Annotated in this window: 26 protein-coding genes; 10 read left to right on the forward strand and 16 right to left on the reverse strand. The window is 64.3% G+C overall.

Going from position 1 to position 26,390, the window contains the following annotated elements:
• Positions 1–11 precede the first annotated feature (11 nt).
• From QQL28_RS27115 to lptF, 7 genes are all read right to left on the reverse strand, one after another.
• Positions 12–1,070, reverse strand: a complete 1,059-nt coding sequence (locus QQL28_RS27115; protein ID WP_284270373.1) for an alcohol dehydrogenase — start codon at positions 1,068–1,070, stop codon at positions 12–14.
• A 120-nt stretch (positions 1,071–1,190) separates the two neighbouring features.
• Entirely contained in the window at positions 1,191–2,045 is an 855-nt protein-coding gene (rsmA, locus tag QQL28_RS27120; RefSeq protein WP_284270375.1) for a 16S rRNA (adenine(1518)-N(6)/adenine(1519)-N(6))-dimethyltransferase RsmA, read from the reverse strand.
• The gene (gene pdxA / locus QQL28_RS27125; protein ID WP_284270378.1) at positions 2,042–3,043 is read right to left on the reverse strand and encodes a 4-hydroxythreonine-4-phosphate dehydrogenase PdxA; all 1,002 of its coding nucleotides are present in this window, start codon (positions 3,041–3,043) and stop codon (positions 2,042–2,044) included. Before pdxA ends, rsmA begins: the two co-directional genes overlap by 4 nt.
• Positions 3,043–3,975, reverse strand: a complete 933-nt coding sequence (locus tag QQL28_RS27130) for a peptidylprolyl isomerase family protein (RefSeq protein ID WP_284270380.1) — start codon at positions 3,973–3,975, stop codon at positions 3,043–3,045. Before QQL28_RS27130 ends, pdxA begins: the two co-directional genes overlap by 1 nt.
• Positions 3,976–4,015: 40 nt before the next feature.
• A complete protein-coding gene (locus QQL28_RS27135) occupies positions 4,016–6,502 on the reverse strand; it encodes an LPS-assembly protein LptD (RefSeq protein WP_284270383.1) in 2,487 nt (828 codons plus the stop codon).
• On the reverse strand, positions 6,502–7,599 hold the full coding sequence (lptG, locus tag QQL28_RS27140; protein ID WP_284270384.1) for an LPS export ABC transporter permease LptG: 1,098 nt from the start codon (positions 7,597–7,599) through the stop codon (positions 6,502–6,504). Before lptG ends, QQL28_RS27135 begins: the two co-directional genes overlap by 1 nt.
• The gene (gene lptF / locus QQL28_RS27145) at positions 7,596–8,765 is read right to left on the reverse strand and encodes an LPS export ABC transporter permease LptF (protein WP_284270385.1); all 1,170 of its coding nucleotides are present in this window, start codon (positions 8,763–8,765) and stop codon (positions 7,596–7,598) included. The genes lptG and lptF overlap by 4 nt, the downstream gene beginning before the upstream one ends.
• A 338-nt stretch (positions 8,766–9,103) precedes the next feature.
• Between lptF and QQL28_RS27150 the strand changes: the two genes are divergently transcribed.
• From QQL28_RS27150 to QQL28_RS27160, 3 genes are all read left to right on the forward strand, one after another.
• On the forward strand, positions 9,104–10,606 hold the full coding sequence (locus QQL28_RS27150; protein WP_284270386.1) for a leucyl aminopeptidase: 1,503 nt from the start codon (positions 9,104–9,106) through the stop codon (positions 10,604–10,606).
• Between the two features lie 6 nt (positions 10,607–10,612).
• A complete protein-coding gene (locus QQL28_RS27155; RefSeq protein WP_284270387.1) occupies positions 10,613–11,065 on the forward strand; it encodes a DNA polymerase III subunit chi in 453 nt (150 codons plus the stop codon).
• A gap of 168 nt (positions 11,066–11,233) precedes the next feature.
• Entirely contained in the window at positions 11,234–11,728 is a 495-nt protein-coding gene (locus tag QQL28_RS27160; protein ID WP_284270442.1) for a hypothetical protein, read from the forward strand.
• Between the two features lie 112 nt (positions 11,729–11,840).
• Here the strand turns inward: QQL28_RS27160 and QQL28_RS27165 are convergent, their stop codons facing one another.
• From QQL28_RS27165 to QQL28_RS27175, 3 genes are all read right to left on the reverse strand, one after another.
• The gene (locus QQL28_RS27165; RefSeq protein WP_284270389.1) at positions 11,841–12,539 is read right to left on the reverse strand and encodes a class I SAM-dependent methyltransferase; all 699 of its coding nucleotides are present in this window, start codon (positions 12,537–12,539) and stop codon (positions 11,841–11,843) included.
• Positions 12,540–12,723: 184 nt separating this feature from the next.
• On the reverse strand, positions 12,724–12,846 hold the full coding sequence (locus QQL28_RS27170; RefSeq protein WP_284270391.1) for a hypothetical protein: 123 nt from the start codon (positions 12,844–12,846) through the stop codon (positions 12,724–12,726).
• A 128-nt stretch (positions 12,847–12,974) separates the two neighbouring features.
• Positions 12,975–13,481, reverse strand: coding sequence for a winged helix-turn-helix transcriptional regulator (locus tag QQL28_RS27175; RefSeq protein WP_284270392.1), 507 nt, complete (start codon positions 13,479–13,481; stop codon positions 12,975–12,977).
• Between the two features lie 114 nt (positions 13,482–13,595).
• Between QQL28_RS27175 and QQL28_RS27180 the strand changes: the two genes are divergently transcribed.
• From QQL28_RS27180 to QQL28_RS27200, 5 genes are all read left to right on the forward strand, one after another.
• On the forward strand, positions 13,596–14,204 hold the full coding sequence (locus QQL28_RS27180; protein ID WP_284270393.1) for a VOC family protein: 609 nt from the start codon (positions 13,596–13,598) through the stop codon (positions 14,202–14,204).
• Positions 14,205–14,249: 45 nt separating this feature from the next.
• Entirely contained in the window at positions 14,250–14,900 is a 651-nt protein-coding gene (locus QQL28_RS27185; protein ID WP_284270394.1) for a cysteine hydrolase family protein, read from the forward strand.
• Positions 14,897–16,270: an epoxide hydrolase family protein gene (locus QQL28_RS27190; protein WP_284270395.1), complete on the forward strand. Its 1,374-nt coding sequence runs from the start codon at positions 14,897–14,899 to the stop codon at positions 16,268–16,270. Before QQL28_RS27185 ends, QQL28_RS27190 begins: the two co-directional genes overlap by 4 nt.
• Positions 16,271–16,390: 120 nt before the next feature.
• A complete protein-coding gene (locus QQL28_RS27195) occupies positions 16,391–16,684 on the forward strand; it encodes a putative quinol monooxygenase (RefSeq protein ID WP_284270396.1) in 294 nt (97 codons plus the stop codon).
• Between the two features lie 298 nt (positions 16,685–16,982).
• The gene (locus QQL28_RS27200; protein WP_284270397.1) at positions 16,983–17,150 is read left to right on the forward strand and encodes a hypothetical protein; all 168 of its coding nucleotides are present in this window, start codon (positions 16,983–16,985) and stop codon (positions 17,148–17,150) included.
• A 499-nt stretch (positions 17,151–17,649) separates the two neighbouring features.
• On the opposite strand, the gene QQL28_RS27205 is transcribed toward QQL28_RS27200, so the two are convergent.
• The 3 genes from QQL28_RS27205 to QQL28_RS27215 all read right to left on the reverse strand — a co-directional run bounded on the left by QQL28_RS27205 (position 17,650) and on the right by QQL28_RS27215 (position 20,192).
• Positions 17,650–19,509, reverse strand: a complete 1,860-nt coding sequence (locus QQL28_RS27205; RefSeq protein ID WP_284270398.1) for an ABC-F family ATP-binding cassette domain-containing protein — start codon at positions 19,507–19,509, stop codon at positions 17,650–17,652.
• A gap of 48 nt (positions 19,510–19,557) precedes the next feature.
• Positions 19,558–19,740, reverse strand: coding sequence for a hypothetical protein (locus QQL28_RS27210; RefSeq protein ID WP_284270399.1), 183 nt, complete (start codon positions 19,738–19,740; stop codon positions 19,558–19,560).
• A gap of 206 nt (positions 19,741–19,946) precedes the next feature.
• A complete protein-coding gene (locus tag QQL28_RS27215; RefSeq protein ID WP_284270401.1) occupies positions 19,947–20,192 on the reverse strand; it encodes a sulfur globule protein precursor in 246 nt (81 codons plus the stop codon).
• A 298-nt stretch (positions 20,193–20,490) separates the two neighbouring features.
• Between QQL28_RS27215 and ndk the strand changes: the two genes are divergently transcribed.
• Both ndk and QQL28_RS27225 read left to right on the forward strand, forming a co-directional pair.
• On the forward strand, positions 20,491–20,913 hold the full coding sequence (gene ndk, locus QQL28_RS27220; protein WP_284270402.1) for a nucleoside-diphosphate kinase: 423 nt from the start codon (positions 20,491–20,493) through the stop codon (positions 20,911–20,913).
• A gap of 15 nt (positions 20,914–20,928) precedes the next feature.
• The gene (locus QQL28_RS27225) at positions 20,929–21,789 is read left to right on the forward strand and encodes a TerC family protein (protein WP_284270404.1); all 861 of its coding nucleotides are present in this window, start codon (positions 20,929–20,931) and stop codon (positions 21,787–21,789) included.
• A 1-nt stretch (position 21,790) separates the two neighbouring features.
• Here the strand turns inward: QQL28_RS27225 and ppx are convergent, their stop codons facing one another.
• The 3 genes from ppx to QQL28_RS27240 all read right to left on the reverse strand — a co-directional run bounded on the left by ppx (position 21,791) and on the right by QQL28_RS27240 (position 26,329).
• A complete protein-coding gene (ppx, locus tag QQL28_RS27230; protein ID WP_284270406.1) occupies positions 21,791–23,293 on the reverse strand; it encodes an exopolyphosphatase in 1,503 nt (500 codons plus the stop codon).
• Between the two features lie 15 nt (positions 23,294–23,308).
• The gene (locus QQL28_RS27235; protein ID WP_284270444.1) at positions 23,309–25,498 is read right to left on the reverse strand and encodes an RNA degradosome polyphosphate kinase; all 2,190 of its coding nucleotides are present in this window, start codon (positions 25,496–25,498) and stop codon (positions 23,309–23,311) included.
• A gap of 153 nt (positions 25,499–25,651) precedes the next feature.
• Complete coding sequence (locus tag QQL28_RS27240) at positions 25,652–26,329, reverse strand: P-loop NTPase family protein (protein WP_284270407.1); 678 nt, start codon at positions 26,327–26,329, stop codon at positions 25,652–25,654.
• Positions 26,330–26,390: the final 61 nt, after the last annotated feature.

Genomic DNA, 26,390 nt, shown 5'->3' on the forward strand with positions numbered 1-26,390 from the left:
CGTCGCCGTGATCAGTTCTTCAACACGATCCGGCCGACGACCCTGCCGGCGCGCAGAGAGTCGATCCACTTCTGGACATCGGCCATCGACTCTTCCTGCATCGGCGTCGGCTTGATCTTGCCGGCGCGGGCAAGCGCCATCAGCTCGTGGGCCTCGGCGAGCGTGCCGACCATGAAGCCCTCGATGGTCATGCGCTTGTACACCCACTGCACCATCGGCAGCGTGAACTGGCCGCCCATCAGGCCGGAGACCACGGCCTTGCCGCCGCGTGCGAGCACCGAGACCGCGAACGCCATCGACTTCTCGTTGCCGGCGAAATCGACGACCTCGTCGAAACCGCCGTCGGTCTCTTTCAGGATGCGCCGGATAACCTCCGGCTCGGCCGGATCGTAGGCGGTCGCCGCGCCGTTCTTCAGCGCGGTCTCGCGCGCCGCAGGGCTGAGATCGGCCACCGTAATCGGCTGCTTGAACATGGCCTGCGCGAACGACAGGCCCATCATGCCGACACCGCCGAGACCGATCAGCAGCAGGTTGCGCTGGCGCGGGCGGTCGACGAGGCGCTTGAGCGCGCCGTAGGCGGTGACGCCCGAGCACATCAACGTCGCGGCCTGGTTGACCGGCAGGGGATCGTAGTCGAGCAGGTATTTTGCATCGGGCACCAGCACGTGGCTGGCAAAGCCGCCGTCGATGGAGACGCCGAGGAAGCGCTGCTTGACGCAGAGATTCTCGTCGCCATTGGCGCAGTCGCGGCACTGGCCACAGCCGATCCAGGGGAAGACCGCCTTCTTGGCGCCGATGAGGCCGGCAGGCACATCACCGCCGACCTCTTCCACCACGCCCGCGATCTCGTGGCCGAGCGTGAAGGGCAGCGTCATGCCGCGCGTGGTATCGAGCTTCTTGCCGCCGCCGAGATCGGCATAGCCGTCCTGGATGTGCAGGTCGGAATGGCACAGGCCGCAGCGCTCGATGCGCACCAGCACCTCGCGTCCTTGCGGCTTGGGCGTGTCGATGATGGTCTCGCACAGTGGCGCATCGAACTTGACCAGGGACTGCCGACGCATCAACGCCATTTTCCTTCCTCCGAAATTTCCACCAAAGCGCGATCATCGCGCTTTAGCTTATCGTTTGAGCATGGTCTCCTCGGAAAACCGCTGCGCACTTTGCGCTAACGCGGCCCTCCGGATCATGCTTCAGGCTTGGCTGCGTATATCGGCCAATTCACGCGCCATGGCAACAAAGCCGGCGACCGGAATGGTCTCGGCGCGCCGCGTCGCATCGACGCCGGCGGCAGCCGCCAGTCGCGCCGGATCGGCCTGAAGCGATTTCAGGCTCTGGCGCAGCATCTTGCGGCGCTGGCCGAAGGCGGCGGCCGCGACCTGTTCGAGCAGCCGGCGGTCGCAGGGCAGAGGCGCCGCGCGCGGCACGAGACGCACGACGGAGGAGGTGACCTTTGGCGGCGGCACGAAGGCCGATGGCGAGATGTCGAACAGGATCTTGGTTTCCGCGCGCCAGTTGGCGAGCACGCCGAGCCGGCCATAGGCCTCCTCGTTCTCGCGCGCCACGATCCGCTCGGCAACCTCGCGCTGGAACATCAGCACCATCATCTCGTACCAGGGCGGCCACGGCTCAGCCGTGAGCCATCCGATCAGGAGCTGGGTCGCGATGTTGTAGGGAAGGTTGGCGACGATCTTTGCCTTTCGGCCTGCGAGCATCGGCCGTGGATCGAAGGTCATGGCATCGCCATGCACGATCTCGAGCCGCCCCGGATAGCGCGCGGAAATATCCTGCAAGGCGGGGATCGCGCGTTCGTCATGCTCGATCGCGATGACGCGCGCAGCACCAAGCGCGAGCAGGGCGCGCGTCAATCCGCCCGGGCCCGGACCGATCTCGACGATCGTCGAATTCTCGAGCGGCGCGGCGGCACGCGCGATGCGCGCCGTCAGGTTGAGGTCGAGGAGGAAGTTCTGGCCCAGCGACTTGCGGGCCGATAGCGAATGTTGGCGAATCACCTCGCGAAGCGGCGGGAGGTCGTCGATCGCGCTCATGTTGGTTGCGCGGCCATGCGGCTTGCAAGCTGGAGCGCCGCGATCAGACTTGCGGGATTGGCCTTGCCCGTGCCTGCGATGTCGAACGCCGTGCCGTGATCGGGCGATGTCCGGATGAAGGGCAGGCCGAGCGTGACGTTGACCGCGTCGTCGAAGGCCAGCGTCTTGATCGGGATCAGCGCCTGGTCGTGATACATGCAGACCGCGCAGTCATAGGTTTTCCGCGCGGCGTCGTGAAACATGGTGTCGGCGGGCAGGGGGCCTCTCGCCTCGATGCCGTTGTTGCGCAAGATCTTGATCGCCGGCGTGACGATGGTCTGCTCTTCGTGGCCGAGCGAGCCATCCTCGCCGGCATGCGGGTTGAGGCCGGAGATCGCAATGCGCGGCCGGCTGATGCCGAAACGGGATTTCAGCTCGGCTGCGACGATGCGAACCGTCGAGACGATCAGCTCGCGCGACAACTGCGCCAGCGCGTCGCGCAGCGAAAGGTGAATGGTCACCGGCACTACCGCAAGGCGCGGCGACCACAGCATCATCACCGGTTGCGGCACGCGTCCATCGTGGCCAGCGAGCTCGGCGAGAAATTCGGTGTGGCCGGGATGGCGGAAGCCCGCGCGGTAGAGCACGCTCTTGGCGATCGGGTTGGTGACGACGGCGTCGGCGCGGCCTTCGCGGACGTCGGCGACGGCCTGGCGAATGGAGGCGAGCGCTGCGGGCGCGCTGGTCGCGTCGGGCCGGCTAGGCTCGGCCGTTGCGATCTCTCCGGTCGCAACCACGGGCAGAGCATCGGAGAAGGCGGCGCCTGCTTCCTCGGCACGCACGCGCGCGATCCTGATATCGGCGCCGAGCGCCTTGGCGCGGCGCGCGATCAGCGCGTCATCGCCGAGCAGGTAGAAGGCGGGCAGCTCGAGCTCGTTGCGGCGCAGCCAGGCCGCGATCGTGATGTCGGGGCCGATGCCGGCGGGCTCGCCCAGTGTCAGCGCGAGGGGCCTTGCCATCAACGGTATTCGATCATCGCCGCTTTGCGGATTTCTGCCAGATACCGCTTCGAGGTCTTCTCGTACTTCTCGCCGTACATCTTCTCACGGACCTCGCGCCGCTTCGGCGTGTCGATCATGGTCGAATTGCGCGCGCACAGCACGACCATTTCGATGCCCTGCTTGGTGATCTCCGGCGGGGTGAGATGGCCGACCTGCGTGTCGTCGAGCACCTTGCGAAGTGCCTCGGGGAGGTCCGCTGTGGTCTTGGTGACGCTCTCGCGGATCGCCGCGTTGGGCGTCGAGCGGAACAGCGAATTGGCTTCGTCGCAGCTCGTGATGCGGCTGCGGTACAATTCGGCCTCCTTCTTCCGCGCCTCGGTCGCAGCCTGTGACGAGCCGTGCGGCACGATCAGGACGATCGGCTGCATCTTATATTCAAACCCTTCGATCTGCAGCTTCTCGCCGTTCTGGGCCTGCACGGCGGCCGCGACATCGCGCTCGCCGACCTGCAGCTGCTCCTTGAAGCGGCCGCGAACGAGGCTGGTCCAGACCATTTCGGCGCGCATGCGGTTCTTCAACGTCTCCGGCCGTATGCCCTTGACCTCGAGGGATTTCGTGAGCTGGTCCGTCGTGATGCGCATGCGCTGCGCCATGCCGGAGTAGGACTGGTCGATGTCGGAGACGCCCGGCTCGACTCCGTATTTCTTGCCTTCCTTGATCTTCACCTTCTCGTCGATCAGCTCGTTGATGACGTCTTGCCGGGACTGGCTCTTCAAGCCCGATAGCGCGTCCAGCTTGCTGCGCTGCTCGATGTCGAAATCGGTGATCGGCTCGCCATTGACCATGACGACGACGGTCTGCGCCCGCGACGGGGCTGCGCCACCGGTCAGGAGCAGCGCCGTGCCGAGCGCGATGAGGAGAAGGCGATGGACTCGCAATGTGGTCGTCATGGTTGTCGCTCGATGTCAGCCGGGCGGGCTTGCGATCGGGTTACGGCTGATAGCTGGATGCGCTGGTTCCCGAGGAGTTAGCCAGCGTTCGCAGGCCGATCTGGAACATGAACGCGTGACTCAGCGTCGGCGGTGTGCTGCCCGCCGAGTAGCTATAGGACGTTACATAGTTCGCCGCCAGCACGAAGCAATCGTCGACATAGCCGGCGCCGACCACGTATTGATTGATCTTGTTGGCCTCGAGGTCCCAGCGCGCCGAGCCCTGGACCACCCAGTTGGCCGCGACCTTCATCGAGGCACTGGTGAGGATGCCTTCGCGGCGGGTCAGGTAGCCGAGTTCCGGCTGCGGCGCATAATTGCCGTAGATCATGCTGACCGACCAGCGGTCGAAATTGGCGCGGCCTTCAGCCTCGAAGCGCTGGACGTTCCAGGTCTGCTCGTCGAACCGTCCGCGGACGCTGAACGTGTAGGTCCGGTTCGGCGAATAACCGACGCTCGCGACATAGTCGGATCGCGGCTTGTCGAGACCCGAATCCAGACCGGTATTGGTGGAATCCTGGACCGCGAAGGAGTTCATGCCGAACAGCTGGTAGGACTGCCCGAACAGCACCTTGACGGCGCCGCCCCTGTCGAACTGCGTGGTGGCCTGCACGCCGACATTGGCGCGGCCACCGCCTTCGACGCGATCGTAGCCCGAGAACTTGTCGACGCTGAACAAATTGCTCGCGTCGAACACCATGCTCTGAGCGTCCTCGTTGGGAAGCTTGCCGGCATAGGTCTCGTTCGGCCGGATGATGACCTGCGCGATCGGCTCGACGATCGTCGAGCCCCATGGCTGCACGTTGATGAAGGGATAGCGGTACTCGAGGCCGACCGTCGGCATCAGGCGCAGCGCCTGGGTGTCGCCGACCGGCAGGAAGTTCGACACGCCCGGCTGGTTCGAGACCGAGGAGTTGATCGCGTCGGCGCGAAGAATGGCGAAAGGCGTCCAGATTTCACCGAGGGGATCGGTGAAGGACTTCCGCCACTGCGCTTCCGCCGTCAAACGAGTGTAGGTGCCGGGGAAGCCGCGCAACAGACATTGCGAGGGCGTGCGCGCGGCGGGATCGGCCGAGGTGGTGGTGCAGAGGCCGCTGGTGTTGGCGAGCGTCGTGATCGGGTCGAACACGGCGTCGTTACGCGTCAGGTTGACGAAATTGGTCTTGTAGGAGAACTCGCCGCCGAACACCGGGTAGTTGAGCACGTTCGAGTAGTCGATCACCGGGTAGACGACCGGCACCTGGCCCTGATTGCCCGAGAAGCTCAGGAAATACATCGTGCGCGCGTCGAAGAAGCTGCGATTGCCGACGCCCGTCAGGTAGAGCTGGGAGATCGCTTCCGTCGGCAGGCTCAGGAACGATGAGAACGGATCGCGGTACTGCGACAGCCGGTAGTCCGACATGAAGTAGTAGTCGGAGAGCAGGACGCCGTCCCAGCCCCAGACCCATTTGTCGTTCAGCGCGAACTGGCCCTTGGTCTCGACGCCGCCGCGGAACTGGCGGTCGCCGGGCAGGCCGGTGAACTGGCCGCGATCGAGCTGGTCGATGCCGTAGACGCGGACCTGATAGGCGCCGTCCATCAGGCGCTGGCGGAATTCGGCCTGCATCAGCACGCCCTGCTTGGACGTGATGCGCGGGTTGAAGGTCGCGTCCATATCGGGCGCGATCGCCCAGTAGAACGGGACCTCGACGCCGTAACCGAACGCCGTGTAGGACGTGAAGCCCGGCATCAGGAAGCCGGTCTTGCGCTTCACCGTTGGGTCGGGCGTCGAGAAGTACGGCATGTAGGCGAGCGGCACGCCGAAGAATTCGAGCTGCGCCGTCTCGAAGTACAGCATCTTCTCCTGCTGGTCGTGGATGATGCGGGCACCCTTGACCTGCCACAGCGGAGGCTTCTTCGGATCGTCCTTACACGGCGCGCAGGCCGTGTAGACGCCGTTCTCGAACACCGTGTAGTTGCCGCTGGAGCGGTCGGCGCGGCTCGCGGCCATGCGGGTCTGGTCGGCGGTGTCCACGCGCAGCGAATCGACGAAGCCGTCGCGGTAGTCGTCCGACAGATCCATGATCTCGGCATAGGTGATCTTGCCGTCGGCATCCGTCATGCGGATGTTGCCTTCGGCATGGAGCCGCTTGGTCTTCTGGTCGTAGATGACCTTGTCTGCCTCGACGCTGGTGCCGTTGTAGAACAGCTGGACGTTGCCGACCGCCGAGACGCGCGAATTGTTGTAGTCGTAGTCGACCTCGGTCGCCTGCACGAGCATCTGGTTGTCGTTGGCGGCCTTCGGCGGCTTCGGACGCGGCGGCAGCGGATTGTAGGTGAAGCTCTGCGCGGCCGCAGGCGCAGTCGCGGCAAGATCGAGCAATCCACCCAGCGCCAGCGCGGCAACGAAGGCGAGCAGGAGGCTACGGGCAGGCAAGCCGCGTCCGTTCGCGCGCACCACGGTGCGCAGCGCTAGTCGAGACACATGCCCTCGGCGGACGGCAGTCACTATCCGTCCTCCTGATAGAGCAAGGCCAAAAAGCCGGTGAGGCCGCCCACCACAACGGGCAGCCACGCCGCAGCGATCGGATGCATCAACTCAGCCTTGCTCAAATCCTCAGTAACTTTGGACAGCACGTAGAGCAGAAAGCCTGCGCCCACGCCACTCAAAACCATCTTCTGCACGCCGCCCATCCGGAAGAAGCGCAACGATACGGAAGCTGCCAGCATCACCATCGCTGCAAGCAGAAACGGCTGCGCCAGAAGCTTATGGTACTGGAGTCGATATCCGGCTGTCGCGAAGCCCGAGCTTTCCGACGAACGGATGTAGCTCGGTAGTTGCCAAAAGGACACAGTCTCGGGTGTGGAAAAGCTGTTGCGAACCTGCGCTTCGGTCAACGTCGTGGGAATCTCCAGCCGGTCCTGATCGACGGGCGGCGCATCCAGGGAGAAGCGCCGCACGGTCCTGAACACCCAGCGGCCGTCCTCGAGCGTTGCCTCGCGCGCCTCGATGCGCTCCTTGAAGTGATACTGCGTATCAAATCGGAACAGCGTCAGGCCGGTCAGCCGGATGCCCTGCTGCTCGCTGCGCGCGGCGTTGATGATGACCTGGCCTTCGCTGGTGACCTGGTTGAGCCAGAAGCCGGAGGCGTCCTGGATGCCGCCGCCGGGCGCCGAGCCGAACAGCTCCGCCTCCATGCGCTTGGAGAGCTCGCGCAGATTCGCCGACATCGGATTGTAGGCAACCGTCGCGACCACCCCGATCAGCAGCGCGCTGCCGAGCGCGGGCGAGATGAATTGCCAGGCGGAAATGCCGGCGGCGCGCGCCACCACGAGCTCGAGCCGGCGGGAGAGGGCGAGATAGCAGGTCATCGCGCCGATCAGCATGCAGAACGGCGTCAGCTTCTCCAGAAGTTGCGGCACGCGAAACAGCGAGGTCTCGGCCACCATGATCGCGGAGGCGGACGCAAGGCCGGAGGTCTTGCGCACCATCTCGATATAGTCGACCAGCACCAGCAGCAGGAAAATGCTCGCGAATACGCCCAGCGCCGCGACGACGAAGCGGCCCGCGAAATAGCGCCCGAGCGTGTTGGTGAGCATGCTCATGCGGCCACCGGACGTCGGAACAGCCGCGCAATGCGCTCGTTCGATCTGTTGATGGCTTCCGTGAGGCGGGGGGGCGGCTCGACCACGATGCCGCTGATGATCATCCACAGCCCGACGCCGATCGCGCCCATGACCATCGCATATTGGACCAGCACCGGGCCCGGCGACTTCACCGCCATCACCGAGCAGGCGAAGCCGGCCATGCGCAGGCCGAACACTGCGAGGATCGAGGTGCCGATCGAGAAATTGCGGCTCTGGCGAGTGGTGCGCGGCGCACCGAGGAAGGCGAATGTCAGTGCGGCGAAGGCGAACGGATAGATCGGCGCCAACAGGCTGTCATGCAAGGCCGAGCGGAACTGCCCGGGAATCTGCTTGTAGACCGGGTCGTCCTCGGACGGCGAGAACAGCTCCCAGAGATAGCGTTCGCGAATGCCGAGCGTGACGTCGCGGCCCTGGTTGGAGAATTTCGACATGTCGAAGCCGTGGCGGGCGAAGGTTACGAGCGCGGGATCGCGCTTGCCGGCCTCGAAGCGTTGCAGATTGCCGTCCTCCAGCACCAAAATGGTCTCGCCGCCGCTCTTCACCACCGTGCCGCGCTCGGCGACGATCGAGTTGCGTTCCTTCGGATCGCGGCGGTCGTCGATGAAAATGCCTGCCATGATGCCGCCGGGCTGGCGCTCGCGAATCCGGATCGTGAGGTTCTGGTCGAGCTGGGCGAAGCGGCCGGGCTGGAGGATGTTGGTGAGGACGTCGGCGGTGATCTCCGCGTCCCATTGCTTGATCCGCCGCATCCCGTCGGGGGCAAGATAGGCGGCGATGAAGGCGACCAGCAGCGCCACCACGCAGGTGGCGTAGAAGAACGGATAGAACAGCCGGAACGGCGAGAAGCCGGCGGCATTCATCACGATGATCTCGGAATCGGTCGCGAGCTTGTTCAGCGTATGCGAGATCGCGATCATCAGCGCGATCGGCGAGATGATCAGCACGAGCGCCGGAATCACGAGGCTGGTGATGCCGAGGAAGGTCAGGATGGTCTGCCCCTGACTCGTCATCAGGTCGATGCCGCGCAACGCCTGCGTAATCCAGATCACGCCGGTGAGGCTGACCAGGACGACCGCAAACGACGCCAGCGTCGTGCGGAAAATATACCTGTCGATTGACCCCATGCGCTACCGCACGATCCCCACAAGGCCCCTTCTGGGTCCCAAACTCCGGACGTCCCGACCCATCCCGAAAGGGGTCCCCAAGGGTCGTTCTGCCACGTCTTTCACCAGTTCACAGTCTCACTACCATCCCTTTGATCCGTCAACAAAATGGCTGCCCCGTGGCACCCTCGATACACGGTTAATATTTCCCTCGTTGTGGCGCGCCGGCCACGGCGGCGCTTGGCATGCGAGGTGCGGACGGGCCATAGTACGGCCCGGATCAGTGAATCGCCGTTCAGCCGGTATCCTCCGCGGTCCCCGGGGAACGGCAAAAGTCTTGTCTTTTGGAGGAGTTATCCATGTCCGACGCCGTCAAGGTCGGCTTCGTTCCGTTTTCCGCAGTCCCGCGCGACACGCTGGTGGCGTTCTGCGATGACGGCTTGCGATTCGGCCCCGCGACCGCCAAGGCACTGGGGGCGGCGGTGGACCTGGTGAAGCGGGCCGCCGCAATGAGCCAGTTCAAGGGCAAGACGGGCGCGGCGCTCGACATCCTGGCTCCCGAGGGGCTGAAGGCCGGCCGCCTGATTGTGATCGGCACCGGCAAGCCTTCGGCGCTGAAGCTGAACGACTTCCTGAAGTTCGGTGGCGTGGCGGCCGGCAAGCTGAAGCCCGGCGTGAGCGCCATGACCATCATGGCCGAACTGCCTGACGGCGCCATGACTGCGGGGCAGACGGTCGCGATCGGCTCGGGCCTGCGGCTGCGCGCCTATAAATTCGATCGCTACAAGACAAAGAAGAAGGACGGAGAGGAGGGCGGTGCTTTGCGCGCCGATATCGCGTTCGCCGTCGCTGATTTGGCTGCCGCGAAAAAGGCCTTCGCGCCGGCGGGCCATGTCGTCGACGGCGTGATCATTGCGCGCGATCTCGTCAACGAGCCGCCGAACGTGCTCTTTCCGGAGGAGTTCGCGCGGCGCGCGAGCCAGCTGCGCAAGCTCGGCGTCAAGGTCGAGGTGCTCGACGTCAAGGCGATGCACAAGCTCGGCATGGGTGCGCTGCTCGGCGTCGGTCAGGGCTCGGCGCGGCCGAGCCGCACCGTGATCATGCGCTGGGACGGGGCCAAGAAAGGCGAGGCGCCGGTCGCCTTCGTCGGCAAGGGCGTCTGCTTCGACACCGGCGGCATCTCGATCAAGCCGGCCGGCAGCATGGAGGACATGAAGGGCGACATGGGGGGAGCGGCCTGCGTCGTCGGCCTGATGCACGCGCTCGCGGCGCGCAAGGCGAAGGTCAACGCGGTCGGCGCCATCGGTCTCGTCGAGAACATGCCCGACGGCAACGCGCAGCGTCCGGGCGACATCGTCACCTCGATGTCGGGTCAGACCATCGAGATCATCAACACCGACGCCGAAGGCCGCCTCGTGCTGGCCGACGTGCTCTGGTACGTCGCGAAGAGGGTGAAGCCGAAATTCATGGTGGATCTCGCAACGCTCACCGGCGCGATCATGGTCGCGCTCGGCACCGAGCATGCCGGCATGTTCTCCAACAATGACGAACTCGCCGAACGTCTCCTGACCGCCGGCATCGAGAGCGGCGAAAAAGTTTGGCGCATGCCGCTCGGGCCCGAATACGACAAGCTGATTGATTCCCAGTTTGCCGACATGAAGAACACCGGCGGCCGCCATGGCGGCTCGATTACCGCGGCGCAGTTCCTGCAGCGCTTCGTCGACGGCACGCCCTGGGCGCATCTCGACATCGCCGGCACCGCCATGGGCGCGCCGAAGACCGACATCAACCAGAGCTGGGGCTCAGGCTATGGCGTGCGCCTGCTGGACCGTCTGGTCGCCGACCATTACGAGCGCAAATGACCGGAAATGACTGAGGTTCTGTTCTACCATCTGCAAAACATGACGGTGGAGAACGTCTTGCCGCCGCTGCTCGAGAAATCGCTCGAGCGCGGCTGGCGCGTCGTGGTGCAGTCGACCTCGGAGGAGCGCGCCGACGCGCTCGACGCGCATTTATGGACCTATCGCGACGATTCCTTCCTGCCGCACGCGACATGGCGGGTCGGCGACGCCGCGGAGCAGCCGGTCGTGCTGGCGATCGAGGAGGGCAACCCCAACGGTGCCAATGTCCGCTTCCTGATCGACAATGCCGCGCTGCCTCAGGATTCGGAGCGTTATGAGCGCATGGTGCTCCTGTTCAACGGCGACGATCCGGATGCGCTCGCGCTGGCGCGCAGCGCCTGGACGGATTGCAAGACGCGCGGATTTGATGTCACCTATTGGCAGGCCGATGAGCGTGGCCGGTGGCAGCGGCGCAATTAGCGGTCGCCTGCCAATTAATGATAATTTGCGGCTTTTGGGGTAATGCTGGCCTCTAGCCACGGTCGTGCCGCAAAGTGATGTTGGGACAATCGTTTAGGGCTGGTCCTTAACGCGGGGTTCGAGTTTATCGTGCGACATCAAAGGCTTCCTTCGACGCTTCTCCTGGCGTTGTGCGCGGTTGCGCCGCTGATCGCGGGCTGCTCCGGCGCATCCGACATGATCTCGAGGGATGCCGAATGGTTCAACAAGCCGGCCCGGCTCTTCATCAAGAACATCTCGATCGAATCCCCGCCGCTGACCCCCGACAAGCCCGTGACTGCGGAGGATCTGGTCAGTGCCGACGGCGCCTGTCCGGGCATGGCGCCGGCAGGTGCGCCCGCTGACGCCAACGCCTCGAGCGCCTCGCCGGCACCGTCAGGCGGAACGGTTGCGCTCGGCCACACCGAATGCGACGTGGTGCGCGGCATCGGCGCGCCGAGCAGCGTCAATCTCTCCAATGATCCTGGCGGCAGGCGCGTCGCCGTGGTCACCTGGGCGACCGGTCCGCGCGCCGGCATCTACACCTTCACCGCTGGCCGCCTGTCCTCGATCGAGGGCGGCCCCGAGCCGGCGGTCGTGCCGAAGGCGGCCAAGCCGAAAGCGAAGAAGAAGCAGGCGACGTAAGCGGAAGCTCGTGTCGCGGGCGCGGCGCGCCGTGGTGTGACGCTGAGCCTGCTTTCTGGCGAAGCAGACATTCGAGCCGCATCTTCACGCTTGGCTGGTTCTATCCAGATCGCTATTTCGCGAGCTTCCGTGCGCGGATAAATATGAAGGCGGGGAGACGGCAAAGTCGTTCATATCCCTTGGCGTCCTTTTCTTTCAGCGCCTCGCTAGGCGTTGGCTCGCTGATCCGCTCGATGACAAAGCCCGCTGCTGTCAATGGCTCGGTCAAGTCACGCAGTGGCCTTCGGTAGTAACTCATCTTCTGACCGAGCCAGCCCCATTCCTCTTCGATCAACTCCGCGTGCAGGTAACCCGGATCAAGGAGCCCTGCTTGGCGGATGGGGTGATGGGTTGAGAACACCAGTACTCCACCGGGCCGGAGCAGGCGCGACCATTCCCGGAACGTATCCGACAGGTCCGCAATGTAATGAAGTACGAGCGAGGAAAGAATTAGATCAAACGCGTCGCCAGGCAGCAGATGTCGCAAATTGCAGACATCGCCTTGCACCACGCGCGCACGCCCGCACAATCGCTCATCGGCAAGTCTGACCATACTGAGGCTACAGTCGACGGCGACAACGCGTGCTCCATTGTTCGCCAACCATTCCGCGTACCAGCCCGGCCCGCAGCCGGCGTCAAGAACATCCTTGTCGGCCACATCGGGTAAGAGGGTCAGCGTTGCCGGGCGCTCGTAAAGCGCATTCCACGGCCGTTCGTCGATCCCGGCCGCGTAACGCGAAGCGATCTCGTCGTAGTCTGTTGGGGCGGTCATTGAAGACGTCGCTCTTGGGCTGCGCTCGTATACTCTAATCGGCCGAGGCGGGTAAGCGATCTTGCCGATCCAGAGCGGACATTCCGACGTGTCAAAAAGGGCGGTTCAGCAGGAGACTGTGAATGGAGCCGCGCAGGTAGGCAGGACCGGGATCGGCGGAAGAAGCCGCCGAGCCTTTCAACGATCATCGATCGGACTTTTTGCCGTTCGCCTGGCCGTACGCCGGTTTGTTGTCAGGCTCAAATGCGCACGCACTGACCGAGATGCCGATCAGGATCACCCAGGCCGCGGTCGTCCAAAATTTCATTTGCTCATCCTCAGGGTATCGGCGGAGCATTCCCGAAGAACACGGGTCTTTGACGTCGCGGTCCGGGCTCGGGTTCAAAGCAGCACATCATGCAGCGCCCGCATTCCAGCGAGGCCCGGACATTTAAACTAGCGGTTCGCCTTGAAAGCGTCCCATCGCGCCTCTCGCTCTCTTCGGTATTTGGGAGCCTGCTCGGCGACCAAGTCCTCGCGATGGAGCGGCTTTCCGCAGGACTCGCAGGCCGGACCAAGGCCGGCAGGCTTGCCGCAGGTCAGATGCGTATAGGTCACTGCGCGGCCCTCCTTTGGCGACTTGCACCAGGTCTCGCCCCAGGCGCGTAGCGCCAGGATCACGGGATAGAAGGCCTCGCCCTTCTCCGTAAGTTGATATTCATGGCGCAGGGGCCGCTTGTTGTAGACGCGCCGCTTCACTATTCCATCCGCTTCCAGCTTCTTCAGTCGCGCCGCGATCATTTGCGGTGTTGCACCTGTTTGCGCCTGGATCTCCTCGAAGCGGTGCATCCGCATGAAGAGCTCGCGTAGGATCAGCACTGTCCAGCGGTCGCCCACGACGCTCTCGGCTCGAGCAACGGGGCAGAGCGTTTGGTCAGCAATGTTGCCCTTGATCTTGTTCATCACGTTTTCTTCATTGCGCTTGTTACTATGATTTTCATAGCAAATATGGGACGGCGTCAGTTCGAATGCAACGGGCTGCCTCGGGCGCCCGGTTCGTCAACGATGGAGCGAACCATGACCAACGAAAGCAGGAGCTCGAAGCCGGGCACAGTCGATATGAAGCTGGAGGTCGCCGTCATTCCTGTCTCCGACGTCGATCGCGCCAAGCGCTTCTACGAAAAGCTTGGTTGGAGGCTCGATGCCGACTTCGTGAGACCTGACGGGTCTCGGGCCGTACAATTCACGCCGCCAGGCTCTCCGACCTCGATCCACCTCGGCACCGGCCCAACGTTGCCCCACTTCCTCGTCGTGAACGACATCGAGGCCGCGCGCGCCGAGCTCATTTCAAATGGCGTGGATGTCAGCGAAGTTTTTCACCGTGGCCCGCAAGGTCGCGTCCCCGGTCCGGATCCCGACCGTCCCAGCTACGGCTCGCTGGCGACATTCAACGATCAGGACGGGAATGTCTGGCTGCTCCAGCAGGTCACGCAGCGGCTGCCGGGTCGCGTCAGCGCGGATCAGGCGACATTCACCTCGCCAGCCGATCTCGCCGCAGCGCTGCGTCGCGCGGCCGCCGCGCATGGCGAACACGAGAAGCGGACCGGCGGGCACGACGCGAATTGGCCCGACTGGTACGCCGAATACATCGTCCGGGAGCAGACCGGCCAAAAATTGCCTGACTGAAGCAAATTGAACAGGCCGCCCGGCGGCCCCAAGGAGGCGACAAAAATGACCGAGACCACCTATCCACGCGGAAGGACCGCTCTGCTTTTCGTCGATCCCTACAACGATTTCCTGTCCGAGGGCGGCAAGGTCTATCCGCGCATCAAACCTATTGCCGATGAGGTCGGGCTACTCGATAACCTTCGCCGCCTGGACGGCGCCATCCGCGCCGCGGGCATCCAGGTCGTGATCGTCCCACACCGTCGCTGGGAGCCGGGCGACTATGAGACCTGGGATCATCCCAACCCCACCCAGCGGTCGATCATGACGCGCCACAGTTTTGCGCGGGGCGAGTGGGGCGGCGAATGGCATCCTGATTTTGCGCCGAAGCCGGGAGACCTCGTCGCCCATGAGCACTGGGGACAAAGCGGGTTTGCCAACACTGATCTCGATCTGCTGCTGAAGCAGAAGCGCATCACGCACGTGATCGTGGTCGGCCTGCTCGCCAATACCTGCATCGAGTCCACGGCCCGCTACGCCATGGAGCTCGGTTATCACGTTACGCTGGTGCGCGACGCCACCACCGCTTTCACACACGAAATGATGCACGCCGCTCACGAACTGAACGGCCCCACCTACGCCCACGCGATCCGGACAACCGCGGAGGTGATCGCGGCTCTGCCGACCGCATCTCTTGCCGAGGAGATCATCAAATGACCAGGCAATCGAAGAAACCAATTGCAATCGCCACGGTGCAAGCGAACCAGGAAACTATCGATCACGGCAGGCGCAAGCTGCTGGTCGGCGCTGTCACGGGACTTGCTGCTGCGGGGGCCGCCAGTCTGTTTACGATCCGCCCGGCGCCGGCCGCAACGAACGACGAGATCCGTCCGTTCCACATCGATGTTCCCGAAGCCGATCTCGCCGACCTACGCCGTCGCCTGGCGGCGACCCGGTGGCCTGAGAAAGAAACGGTTGCCGACGACTCACAGGGCGTGCCGCTCGCGATGCTGCAGGATCTCGTCCGCTATTGGCAGACCGACTACGACTGGCGGAAGGTCGAGGCTCGACTCATCGCCCTGCCGCAGTTCATGACCGAAATCGACGGGCTCGACATCCATTTCATCCACGTCCGTTCGAAACATGAAAACGCGTTGCCGATGGTCGTGACGCATGGCTGGCCCGGCTCGGTCATCGAGCAGATGAAGATCATCGATCCCTTGACCAACCCGACCGCATACGGCGGCAGCGCGGAAGACGCCTTCCATCTGGTGATCCCGTCGATGCCCGGCTACGGGTTCTCCGGCAAGCCGACCACGACGGGCTGGAATCCGCAGCGTATCGCGGGCGCCTGGATCGTGCTGATGAAGCGGCTTGGCTACAAGAAGTTCGTTGCGCAGGGCGGCGATTGGGGGTCGCCGGTTTCCAACGAAATGGCAAAGCTGGGCGCGCCCGAACTACTCGGCATCCATGTCAACCTGCCTGGCGTCGTTCCGCCCGAGATCTTCAAGGCGGTCGCATCGGGTGGTCCCGCCCCGGACAATCTTTCTGCGGATGAGCAACGCGCCTTCGATCAGCTCAAGGTCCAGTTCACCAAGCGGCGTGCTTACGCGCAGATCATGGGCACGCGTCCCCAAACGCTGGCAGCGTTGACGGATTCGCCGGCCGGTCTTGCGGCCTGGCTGCTCGACCACGGTGACGGCTATGCCCAGCCGGCATCGGCGATGCAATCGGCGGTGCTCGGACGCGCCGTCGACGGGCACTCCGCCGGCGCGCTGACGCGCGACGACGTGCTCGACAACATCACACTCTACTGGCTGACCAACACCGCGATTTCCTCGGCGCGGCTCTACTGGGAAAACAAGGCCAACCTCTATTTGCCTGCAGGCGTGCCGATCCCGGCCGCCGTAACGGCGTTTCCTGGCGAGAGCTTCGTGGCGCCGCGGAGCTGGGCCGAGAAGGCCTATCCTAAGTTGATCTACTTCCATCAGGCCGAGGCGGGCGGTCACTTCGCGGCGTGGGAGCAACCCGATATCTTCAGCCGCGAGGTGCGCGACGCGTTCCGGCCTCTTCGCAAGACAATCTGAAATCTTCGGCGCGTATGGCGCGCGCCGATAAGACCACGAGCACACACAGCAGATCGAGCGGCGGCGCTACGGCACTGATCACCAACTCATCTCGCTCAAGCGTCGGGAAAGGAGATCGTCATGACCACTCTCGTGATTATGGGAACCTTCGAAGTCGCGCCGGGAAAGCGGGATCAGGTCGTTCCGCTGTTAATGGCCCATCGCGCGCGATGCCTGAAAGACGAGCCCGGCACGCTGCAGTTCGAAGTGGTGCTTCCCCGTGACGAGGAGTCGAAACTTCTGATTTACGAGGTCTACGAGAACGATGAGGCCTTCGAGGTTCACCGAAATGGCGCATCCATCGCGCAGTGGCGAGAAGCGACTGCCGGATTGGGCGTCAAGGTCGTTGCAACAAAGTGCACGCCCGTTGAGTAATGCGCTGGCACGGTATCGTGCCGACCTGACGCCGATCTTAGGCGATCGGCTTCAAGCCAACCTTCAGCACAATGTCGTCTGCGGCCGCGCATCCGTGCGATGATACCGAATGTCCACTCTCGGTTCCCCGAGGTAACCGGAACTCCATCCCACAGCAGCTTCAGCGCCGTGACGACCAGTAAATCCGTTGCAGGCGCGCGGGCTGCCGTCATAATTCCGTAATTCTACGGCATCGAACCTTTCTGCGGTCAGCCCTCTTGTCCAGGATGGGACGCCGCCATTGCGGGGAGCTGGGGTTATGACGGAAAATGCACAACAAAGTGCAGAACGGCGCAGTCGCCTGCTCCAGGCAGCGCTGAAGGAAATGGTGGAGTTCGAACGGAAGGAAAACGAGTTTCGCAAGAAAGACCGCGAGGAACGCGCCGCGGAACTCCGTCTTCCTTTGGATAAGATCAAGGTCCACTGAGCGGCAGGGGCAGTTTCATATGACTGTCATATGACGTTTCTAGCCTGATCGTGCGACGGGCCGCCCCGTCGCAAAAGGCTCCCCGTCCACCTTTGGCCTAGACCACCAGACCGGGCGGGGAGCTTGCAGGGTCTCCGAATTGGCAACCCCGTCAGCTGTTTCAGCAGAACTACCGAACGGCGTGTCTAAAGCGCGATGAGATTAGGATGAATCGTCATCGCGCTTTAGGTTGTTGTTTGCGCATGATCTTTTCGGAAAACCGCTTCACACTTTTCCGGATCATGCTTTAGTTCGTCTCGGTCATGTATCGCATTTTCTGTTTCGCCGCCTTCCTCGCTGTCACCGGGATCGCCTTTGTCTTGTTGGTCGGGTTTAGCAAGATCATTGGCGGCTGATGCAACGGGCCGCTTTGTAGGTATTTAGTTACCTTGCAATCCTTTGCGTGGGGTTGTTTTTCAAATTTTGATCTGAGCCTGCCTCGCAGACCCGCGGACAGCCTCTAGCCCGCCGCCTCGTCATACTGCGCGCTCGCCTCCAGCCATTGCTCCTCGGCACGCGCCAGGGCGTCGGCGGCGTTGGCGCGGGCCTTGGAGAGTTGCGCGGCCTGCTTGGGGTCGCGGGTGAAGATGTCGGGCAGGGCGAGCGCGGTGTCGATCTTGGCGATGATCTCGCTGACGCGTGCGATCTCGGCCTCGGCCTCCACGATGCGCTTCTTGAGCGGGCCGCGATTGTCCGACCTCGTGCGCTGAGGCTTGTCATTCCCATTGTTGCGCTCGCGCGGAGCGTCCGCGCTCGCCGCCGACAGCACCACGCGCCGGTAGTCGTCGAGGTCGCCGTCGTAATTCGTCACCGTGCGGTCGGCGACCAGCCACAGCCGTTCGGCGCAGGCCTCGATCAGATAACGGTCGTGCGAGACCATGATGACGGCGCCGGGAAAGTCGTTGATCGCCTCCGCAAGCGCGGCGCGACTGTCGATGTCGAGATGGTTGGTCGGCTCGTCCAGGATGATCATGTTGGGGCCGAAGAAGGTCGCTAAGCCGAGCAGCAGCCGCGCCTTCTCGCCGCCGGACAGCTTGCCGGCCTTGGTGTCGGCCGCCTTGCCGGAAAAGCCGATCGCGCCGGCGCGTGCCCGCACCTTGGCCTCGGGCGCATCGCCCATCAGCTTGCGGACGTGGTCGTAGGCGGAGGCATCCTCGTTCAATTCGTCGAGCTGGTGCTGCGCGAAATAGGCGATCGACAATTTGTCGGCGCGCGTGACCCTGCCGGAGAATGGCGCGAGCTTGCCTGCGAGCAGCTTCACCAGCGTCGACTTGCCATTGCCATTGGCACCGAGCAGCGCGATGCGGTCGTCATTGTCGATGCGCAAGGTGACCCGGCTCAGCACGGGGGTGGTCGGATCATAGCCGACCGAGACGTTGTCGACAGCGATGATCGGCGGCGACAGCGTCTTCTCCGGCGGCGGGAAGCTGATCTCGAGCACGTCCTGCGTCACCAGCGCCGTGATCGGCTTCAGCCGCTCCAGCATCTTGACGCGCGACTGGGCCTGACGCGCCTTCGAGGCCTTGGCCTTGAAGCGGTCGACGAAGGCTTGCAGGCGCGCGCGCTCGGCCTCCTGGCGCTTGACCTGCTTGGCGTCGAGCAATTCCCGCGCGGCGCGCTGCTCCTCGAACGATGAATAGCTGCCGCGATAGAGCGTCAGCTTGCCGCGATCCAGGTGCAGGATCTGGTCGACCGAGCTCTCCAGGAGATCGCGGTCGTGGCTGATCACGATCACGGTGCGCGGATAGTGGGCGAGGTGATCCTCCAGCCACAGCGTGCCTTCGAGATCGAGATAGTTGGTGGGCTCGTCGAGCAGCAGCAGGTCAGGCGCTGCAAACAGCGTCGCGGCGAGGGCCACGCGCATGCGCCAGCCGCCGGAGAACTCAGAGCAGGCGCGAAGCTGGTTCGCGGCCGAGAAGCCGAGGCCGCTGAGAATCGCAGCCGCGCGGGCAGGGGCCGAATGCGCATCGATGTCGACGAGCCGGGTCTGGATCTCCGCGATGCGGTGCGGGTCGTGCGCGGTCTCGGCCTCGCGCAACAGCGCGTCGCGTTCGAGGTCGGCCTTGAGCACGACCTCGATCAGGCTTTCCGGGCCGTCAGGCGCCTCCTGCGCGAGGCTGCCGATGTGCCAGCGCGGCGGCAGCGTGACCGAGCCATGCTCGGCGGCGAGCTCGCTGCGGATCACCTTGAACAACGTCGACTTCCCGGTGCCGTTGCGTCCCACAAGGCCGACGCGCGAGCCGGGCGTGATCTGCACGGAGCTCTGGTCGATCAGGAGGCGTCCGGCGAGGCGGACCGAAAGGTCGGTGATGGTGAGCATGCGGCCTTGTCACCGCAGCGCGAGGCAAACGCAACCCCGTTGTTGCCCCTAGTTCTGCGGATCGCGGTCGCGATCCCGCTTGCGCAGCTCGTTCACGAGGTGCTCGAGATAGGTCGGAAGCCGCGGCTCGGGCCGAAGGCTCTGCTGGAGCCGCTCGCCGATGGCGTCGCAGATCGATCGGCTGGTCCGCCGGTCCATCTGTTCGCTGTCATTGACGAATTGGCCACTCATCACGGGGTTCCACTGGTGTCGCTCACGTCACCCTACCAAGTCGCTGACTGCGAAATAGTTTCGGCCACCAACGGGGATCGCCTTCCACTCCAGTAAAAATTGTATGAACTCGGCGACGTGCGCCCAAGGACAGCCCAAAGGCAAAGCCCCGGCGGCGGGGACGCCGGGGCTTCTTCTGGTCGCTCTCTTGGAAGGTGCTGACGGGCTCAGTAGCAGCGGTTCACCAGCCGCCAGCGGGGTCCCCAGGGGGTCGGGACCAGCTGGCGCACATAGCAGCCGCCATAGCCGTAGGAGACCGGGCCGCCGGCATAGAAGCGCGGTGCGCCCCAGCCCCAGCCGCCACCGTGCCAGCCACCCCAGCCGCCATGCCAATGGGCGGAGGCAGTGGTCGGAGCCAGCGCGGCACCCAGCGCAACCGCGGCGACTGCAGCAAGCGAAAGTTTCCTCAACATGGTGATCTCCTCAAAACTGCCGGCGCGGGCCTGCGCGTCGATGGAATGGCCGCCGAAACGCCTCTTGAAGGGCAGAACGCGTCTCGATGGCCTCGACCTTAGGCCCGCGATCCTGAACCGGGACCTGAACATGCCTTGCAGATTGGGTTCATCTCGGTGAAATTGTTGTAATTCAAAAGTTCAGCCCCCCGCGGCGATCCGCCCGTGAAGCCCTTTTGGCCGGTCGCTTGCCGTTCGCCGATAGCGCCGATATAAGCCCGGCAACTCCAAATCTCCCCCCTTTCTCAAGGACAGAACCATGGCGACTGAACGCACCTTCTCGATCATCAAGCCCGACGCGACCGAGCGTAACCTGACCGGCGCGGTCAACGCCGTGATCGAGAAGGCGGGCCTGCGCATCGTCGCCCAGAAGCGCATCCGCATGACCAAGGGCCAGGCCGAGACCTTCTATGCCGTGCACAGGGCCCGTCCGTTCTTCGGCGAACTCGTCGAGTTCATGACCTCCGGCCCCGTGGTCGTGCAGGTGCTGGAAGGTGAGGGCGCGATCGCCAAGTACCGCGAGGCGATGGGCGCGACCGACCCCTCGAAGGCGGCCGACGGCACCATCCGCAAGCTCTACGCCAAGTCGATCGGCGAGAACTCGGTGCATGGTTCCGACGCCCCTGAGACGGCCGTGATCGAGATCGCCCAGTTCTTCTCGGGCAACGAGATCGTCGGCTGATCGGAAGGACGCATTGTGAACTGGCTCTGGCAGATCTTCGACCCCGCCACGCTCGGGTCGTTCTTCACCCAGTTCCGCAATGAAATGGCCGAGCCGGCCTTCTGGGTCGCGGTCGGCAAGATCATCTGGATCAATATCCTGCTCTCCGGCGACAACGCGCTGGTGATTGCACTCGCATGCCGCGGGCTGAAGCCGCGGCATCAGCTCTGGGGCATGGTGCTCGGCGCCGGCGCCGCGGTGCTGCTGCGCATCATCTTCACGGGCATCGTCGCGAGCCTGATGGCGCTGCCGTACCTCAAGCTGGTCGGCGGTCTCGCGCTGATCGTGATCGCCGCCAAGCTGCTGGTGCCGGAGAACGAGGACGAAGACGGTGTCGCCTCCGCCTCGCATTTGTGGCAGGCGGTGCAGATCGTCGTTGTCGCCGACATCATCATGAGTCTCGATAACGTGATCGCCGTTGCGGCCGCCGCCAATGGCAGTGTGCCGCTCCTGGTGCTCGGCCTTGCGATCAGCGTTCCCTTGATCGTCGCCGGCGCCGCGCTGATCATGGCGCTACTGTCAAAACTGCCGATCCTGGTCTGGGCCGGCGCGGCGCTGCTCGGCTGGATCGCGGGCGAAGTGATCGCGACCGATCCGGGCGTCGAGCCGAAGCTGCACGCGCTGTCCGACGGTCCGCTCGGCGCATCGCTGGATTCTGTGCTGGCTTCACTGCGCATCCCGCCGCAATTTGCCCATGGCGGCGCGGGCGCCGAATATCTCTGCGCCGTGCTCGGCGTCATCGTCGTGCTGGTCGTCGGCTATGTCTGGCGCCGGCGCAGCCTGCATGTCGCTGCGCTCGAAGCCTCCGAGCGCCACGCCAAGGTGTCGGCGGAATAATTTAGCGCCTCACGATCGAGCCGGAGCGGCTGACCAGGCGGGCGAGCTGCTTGAAGCGGCCGCCGACGCGGTCGGCGACGAGATCGCCGAGGCGGTGCTCGAACACCAACATCAGCTTACGGCCGTTGCTGCTGAAATGCGTGGCCGGCAGCACGCCGGGCCGAGCCGCCGAGATCAGATGCGCAACGCGGAACGCCGCCCCCAGAAGGCGCGCGCGCTCGAGCTGGGCGGGCGAGAGCAGCTCCTGCATCGTCACCGGCGGCTGGTTCTCGTCGCTCAGACCGGCATAACGATAGAACACCGACAGGCCGACGAAGGCGCGGCCTTCGTGGCTGACTGCGCCGAAATTGCCGTTGACCACGAGGCTCAGCGTCTGCTCGCCGCGGTGGTCGGGATGGACGCGCCAGCCGATGTCGGAAAGCAGGCACGCGGTGTGGCGCAGCCTGCGGTCCTCCTCGGTCTCGCGCAGCTTCACCACGCGCACGAAGCGGTCGGTCCATTCTATCAGCTCGCGGGCATGGCGCGCCGAGCGTGACATCAGCTGGTTCAGCTCTTCCGCGGCGCAGATCAATCCGTCCTTGGCGCGCTCGGCTTCCGATAGCTTCTCGTGCAGCAGGCCTTCGCGCACGCCGAAGGTCGAGAACACGATCGTCTTCGGCCGTGCGACGCGGATGATGTGCTCAAGGACCAGCGCGGCATAGGCGAGGAGGGGGCGCCGTGCGTCGGCGACTACCTCGATGTCGGCCAGCAAGTTGGACGCAGCCAGGCGGCGCAGGCGTCGCGCGAAATCCAGCGCATCCGCTGCGGGGATCGAATAGCCGTGCATCACCTGGAGCGGATAGCCGCTCTGGATGATGTGGATGCGGGCGAGGGCGCGCCATGTGCCGCCGACCGCATAGAAGGTGCGGCCGCGCCCGGCCTTGAGCTGCGCCACGGCATCGAGTTCCTCGCGCACGATGCGGTCGGCACGCTTCAGCGATTTGTGCGCGAGATCCTGCAAGGCGAGCCCGCCGAGCGGCAGCGTCACGCCGCTGCGGACGCTGTTGCGGTGGACCTCGACGAGCTCAAGCGAGCCGCCGCCGAGATCGCCGACGATGCCGTCGGGATGGTGGATGCCGGAAACGACGCCGAGCGCCGAGAGCCGCGCCTCGCGCGGCCCCGACAGGATCTCGATCTTCACCGCGCAAATGCGCTCGGCCTTGGCGATGAAGTCGGGGCCGTTGGAGGCATCGCGGCACGCGGCGGTCGCGATCGCAAAGACGCGCCCGACCTGCATCACGCGACACAGCGCCCGAAATCGCTTCAGCGAGGTCAGCGCCTTGTCGACCGCGTCAGGCGCGAGCAGGCCCGTGCTCTGCACCTCGCGGCCGAGGCCGCAGAGCGTCTTCTCGTTGAAGATCGGAATGAGGCTCCGCGCCAACGCCTCGTAGACCACGAGACGGACCGAGTTGGAGCCAATATCGATGACCGCGACGCTTGCGCCACGTTTACGCGGCCGTGTCACGGCAACAATCCCCGATCAGGACTGATGGCGTTCGTTCCGGCGCGTGAGACGCCGCGGCGAGGATTCCTTGAGCGACTTTCCACGGCCAGACAGACTCGGATTTGTCATGAAGTAGTTGTGCACGTTGAAAGGCTCCTCGCCCTTCGCGGCCTTCATACGCGTTGACGATCCATCGGGCAACAATTGCCAGCTCTGCTCATTGTCCTTCAGATTCGCGACCATGATCTGTTCGAGAACCTGCTGATGTACCGTCGGATTTTGCAGCGGGCACAGTACCTCGACACGGCGATCGAGATTGCGCGGCATCATGTCGGCTGACGAGATATACACAGCCGCTTTCGCGCTCGGCAGGCCCTGGCCCATGCCGAAGCAGTAGATTCGGCCGTGCTCGAGGAAGCGTCCGATGATCGACTTGACGCGGATGTTCTCCGAAAGGCCGGGGATACCCGGCCGCAGGCAGCAGATACCGCGCACCACGAGCTCGACCTGGACGCCGGCCTGAGATGCCTCATAGAGCGCGTCGATGATGTCGGGATCGACGAGGGCATTCATCTTCATCCAGACCGCGCCCGGCTTGCCGTGCCGCGCATATTCGGTCTCGCCCTGGATGTGCTCGATGATGCGCTTGCGCAGCGTCAGCGGCGACACCGCCATCTTGTCGAGGTCGCTCGGCGCGGCGTAGCCGGTGATGAAATTGAACACGCGCGCGGCGTCGCGGCCGATGGTCGGGTCCGAGGTGAAGTAGGAGAGATCGGTGTAGATGCGCGCGGTCACCGGATGGTAATTGCCGGTGCCGGTGTGAACATAGGTGGTGAGGCTGCCGCCCTCGCGGCGCACGACCATCGAGAGTTTTGCGTGCGTCTTCAACTCGAGGAAGCCGTAGACGACCTGCACGCCGGCGCGCTCGAGGTCGCGTGCCCAACGGATATTCGCTTCCTCGTCGAAGCGTGCCTTGAGCTCGACCAGCGCGGTGACGGACTTGCCGGCCTCGGCAGCCTCGGCCAGCGCACGCACGATCGGCGAGTTGTTGGAGGTGCGGTATAGCGTCTGCTTGATCGCGACGACGTCGGGGTCGCGCGTGGCTTGCTGGAGGAACTGCACGACGACGTCGAAAGATTCGTAGGGGTGATGGACGATAAGGTCCTTCTGCCGGATCGCGGCGAAGATGTCGCCGCCATGCTCGCGCACGCGCTCGGGATGACGCGGCACGTAAGGGGTAAATTCGAGGTCGGGGCGATCGAGGCGGGTGAGTTGCGACAGCTCGTTCATCGCGAGCACGCCGTCGACCAGGAACACTTCGTCGTCGGCCGCCGAGAGCGCGTGCTGCACGAAGCTGCGCAGCTGTTCAGGCGTCTTGGCGTCGACCTCGAGCCGGATCACCGAACCGCGGCGGCGGCGCTTCAGCGCGGTCTCGAACACGCGCACGAGGTCTTCGGCCTCTTCCTCGATTTCCATTTCGGAGTCGCGGATGATGCGGAAGGCGCCCTGGCCGTGAACGTTGTAACCGGGGAACAGGCGGTTGATGAACAGGGCGGTCATCTGCTCCAGCGAGATCAGCCGCACCCCGCCATCCCCGGGCAGGCGGACGAAGCGGTCGATCTTGCCGGGCATGCGGATCAGCGCGTTCATCTGCTTGCCGTCGGCGGCGCGCGTCAGCTGGAGCGCGACGGTGAAGCCGAGGCTCGGAATGAACGGGAAGGGGTGGGCGGGATCGATTGCGAGCGGGGTGAGCAGGGGAAAGACGTTGTGGAGGAAATGGTCCTCGAGCCACGTTTTCTCTGCCTTGGTGACGTCCTTGCCGTCGACCAGCACGATGCCGACCTCGGCGAGCGTGCCGCGCAAATCGCGCCAGATCGCCTGCTGGTCGCTTGCGAGTTGCGAGACGGTCCGGTTGATCAGGGCGAGCTGCTCGGACGGGGTCAGGCCGTCGGGACTGCGCTCGGGGATGCCCTCACGGACCTGCGCCTTGATGCCGGCGACGCGTACCATGAAGAACTCATCAAGGTTGTTTGCCGAAATCGACAGGAATCTCACCCGCTCCAACACCGGGTGGTGGGGGTTGACCGATTCTTCCAAGACCCGGCGGTTGAAATGCAGCCAGGAAAGCTCGCGATTGATGAACCGCTCGGGGCTTGTGGCGATTGCCGGCAGGCCTGCTGTTTCTGGTTCTTTTTCTTTGATTTCAATAGCTTGCGCGGAGTCCATGAGAAGTCGATCCATCTTCTTTCGCCTCATCTTGCGACTAATGCGCAAAACCGGCGCAGAGCATGTGTTAGTGCGATGACGTTTCGATGACATTGATGTTCCGCCGCTCGGCTACGTCAAGCGGCAGCGGCAAACAGACCAAGCCGGGATGGGTCAGACGTCCCGGAGTAGTTCGGCGGCCAGCGCCCGGGTCACGGGCCGGCCGAGCCGCAGGGCTTCGCCGTCGAGCAGCTCTACGGCCCGTCGAGCAGCGGAAGAGGAGCGCTCCAGGCGAGTCGCGAGATAGCTGACCACGCTCTCATCGACGCTCAATTGGCGGTCGGCACAGAACTTGACGATCAGGCCGCGGAAAAGCTGGTCGTCCGGGGGCAGAAGCGACACCACCGGCACGGCGCGCAGCCGCGAGCGGAGGTCGCGCAGCTCGATCTCCAGTGCCGCCGGTACCTCGCGCCCAGTGAGCAGGACGTAGGCTCCGTCCTCGCGCGCGAGGTTCAACAGATGGAAGAGTGCGCGCTCGTCGAGGTCCTTCGCTTTCAGGTCCTCGACGACCAGTGCGCCCGTGGCGAGCGCCCCAGGCACGGCAGCCGCGGTCAATGCATTGGCAGTGGTGGAGCGGGCACCGGCCTCTTCGGCCCAGATGGTGGCGAGGTGGCTCTTGCCTGAGCCTTCGGGTCCGGCAAGCCACATGATCCGGTTCGGCCATTCGGGCCAGCCGTTGATCAGGGCGAGACCGGCGGCGTTGGCGGGGCCTTCGAGAAAATTGTCCCGGCTCAGGCTTTCCGCATGCGGAAGCGAAAACGCCAGTTGTCGGGGATGAACGCGGCCTGCCACGCTTGCTTTGCTCCACGCCGGCGAGCCGGCCAAATACTTGTGCCAAAGGGTTTGGCGCCAA

Origin of the sequence: Bradyrhizobium iriomotense, assembly GCF_030160715.1 — a bacterium.
GTDB classification, from domain to species: domain Bacteria; phylum Pseudomonadota; class Alphaproteobacteria; order Rhizobiales; family Xanthobacteraceae; genus Bradyrhizobium; species Bradyrhizobium iriomotense.

Bases quoted from the DNA above. Each gene is read 5' to 3' on its own strand.
- lptG (WP_284270384.1), bottom strand. From the start codon at position 7,599: ATGAGCATGCTCACCAACACGCTCGGGCGCTATTTCGCGGGCCGCTTC.
- QQL28_RS27200 (WP_284270397.1), top strand. From the start codon at position 16,983: ATGACGGAAAATGCACAACAAAGTGCAGAACGGCGCAGTCGCCTGCTC.
- QQL28_RS27165 (WP_284270389.1), bottom strand. From the start codon at position 12,539: ATGACCGCCCCAACAGACTACGACGAGATCGCTTCGCGTTACGCGGCC.
- QQL28_RS27215 (WP_284270401.1), bottom strand. From the start codon at position 20,192: ATGTTGAGGAAACTTTCGCTTGCTGCAGTCGCCGCGGTTGCGCTGGGT.
- QQL28_RS27205 (WP_284270398.1), bottom strand. From the start codon at position 19,509: ATGCTCACCATCACCGACCTTTCGGTCCGCCTCGCCGGACGCCTCCTG.
- QQL28_RS27210 (WP_284270399.1), bottom strand. From the start codon at position 19,740: ATGAGTGGCCAATTCGTCAATGACAGCGAACAGATGGACCGGCGGACC.
- ndk (WP_284270402.1), top strand. From the start codon at position 20,491: ATGGCGACTGAACGCACCTTCTCGATCATCAAGCCCGACGCGACCGAG.
- QQL28_RS27115 (WP_284270373.1), bottom strand. From the start codon at position 1,070: ATGGCGTTGATGCGTCGGCAGTCCCTGGTCAAGTTCGATGCGCCACTG.
- lptF (WP_284270385.1), bottom strand. From the start codon at position 8,765: ATGGGGTCAATCGACAGGTATATTTTCCGCACGACGCTGGCGTCGTTT.
- QQL28_RS27150 (WP_284270386.1), top strand. From the start codon at position 9,104: ATGTCCGACGCCGTCAAGGTCGGCTTCGTTCCGTTTTCCGCAGTCCCG.
- QQL28_RS27175 (WP_284270392.1), bottom strand. From the start codon at position 13,481: ATGAACAAGATCAAGGGCAACATTGCTGACCAAACGCTCTGCCCCGTT.
- QQL28_RS27180 (WP_284270393.1), top strand. From the start codon at position 13,596: ATGACCAACGAAAGCAGGAGCTCGAAGCCGGGCACAGTCGATATGAAG.
- QQL28_RS27170 (WP_284270391.1), bottom strand. From the start codon at position 12,846: ATGAAATTTTGGACGACCGCGGCCTGGGTGATCCTGATCGGCATCTCG.
- QQL28_RS27185 (WP_284270394.1), top strand. From the start codon at position 14,250: ATGACCGAGACCACCTATCCACGCGGAAGGACCGCTCTGCTTTTCGTC.
- rsmA (WP_284270375.1), bottom strand. From the start codon at position 2,045: ATGAGCGCGATCGACGACCTCCCGCCGCTTCGCGAGGTGATTCGCCAA.
- QQL28_RS27155 (WP_284270387.1), top strand. From the start codon at position 10,613: ATGACTGAGGTTCTGTTCTACCATCTGCAAAACATGACGGTGGAGAAC.
- QQL28_RS27130 (WP_284270380.1), bottom strand. From the start codon at position 3,975: ATGACGACCACATTGCGAGTCCATCGCCTTCTCCTCATCGCGCTCGGC.
- QQL28_RS27195 (WP_284270396.1), top strand. From the start codon at position 16,391: ATGACCACTCTCGTGATTATGGGAACCTTCGAAGTCGCGCCGGGAAAG.
- pdxA (WP_284270378.1), bottom strand. From the start codon at position 3,043: ATGGCAAGGCCCCTCGCGCTGACACTGGGCGAGCCCGCCGGCATCGGC.
- QQL28_RS27190 (WP_284270395.1), top strand. From the start codon at position 14,897: ATGACCAGGCAATCGAAGAAACCAATTGCAATCGCCACGGTGCAAGCG.
- QQL28_RS27235 (WP_284270444.1), bottom strand. From the start codon at position 25,498: ATGGACTCCGCGCAAGCTATTGAAATCAAAGAAAAAGAACCAGAAACA.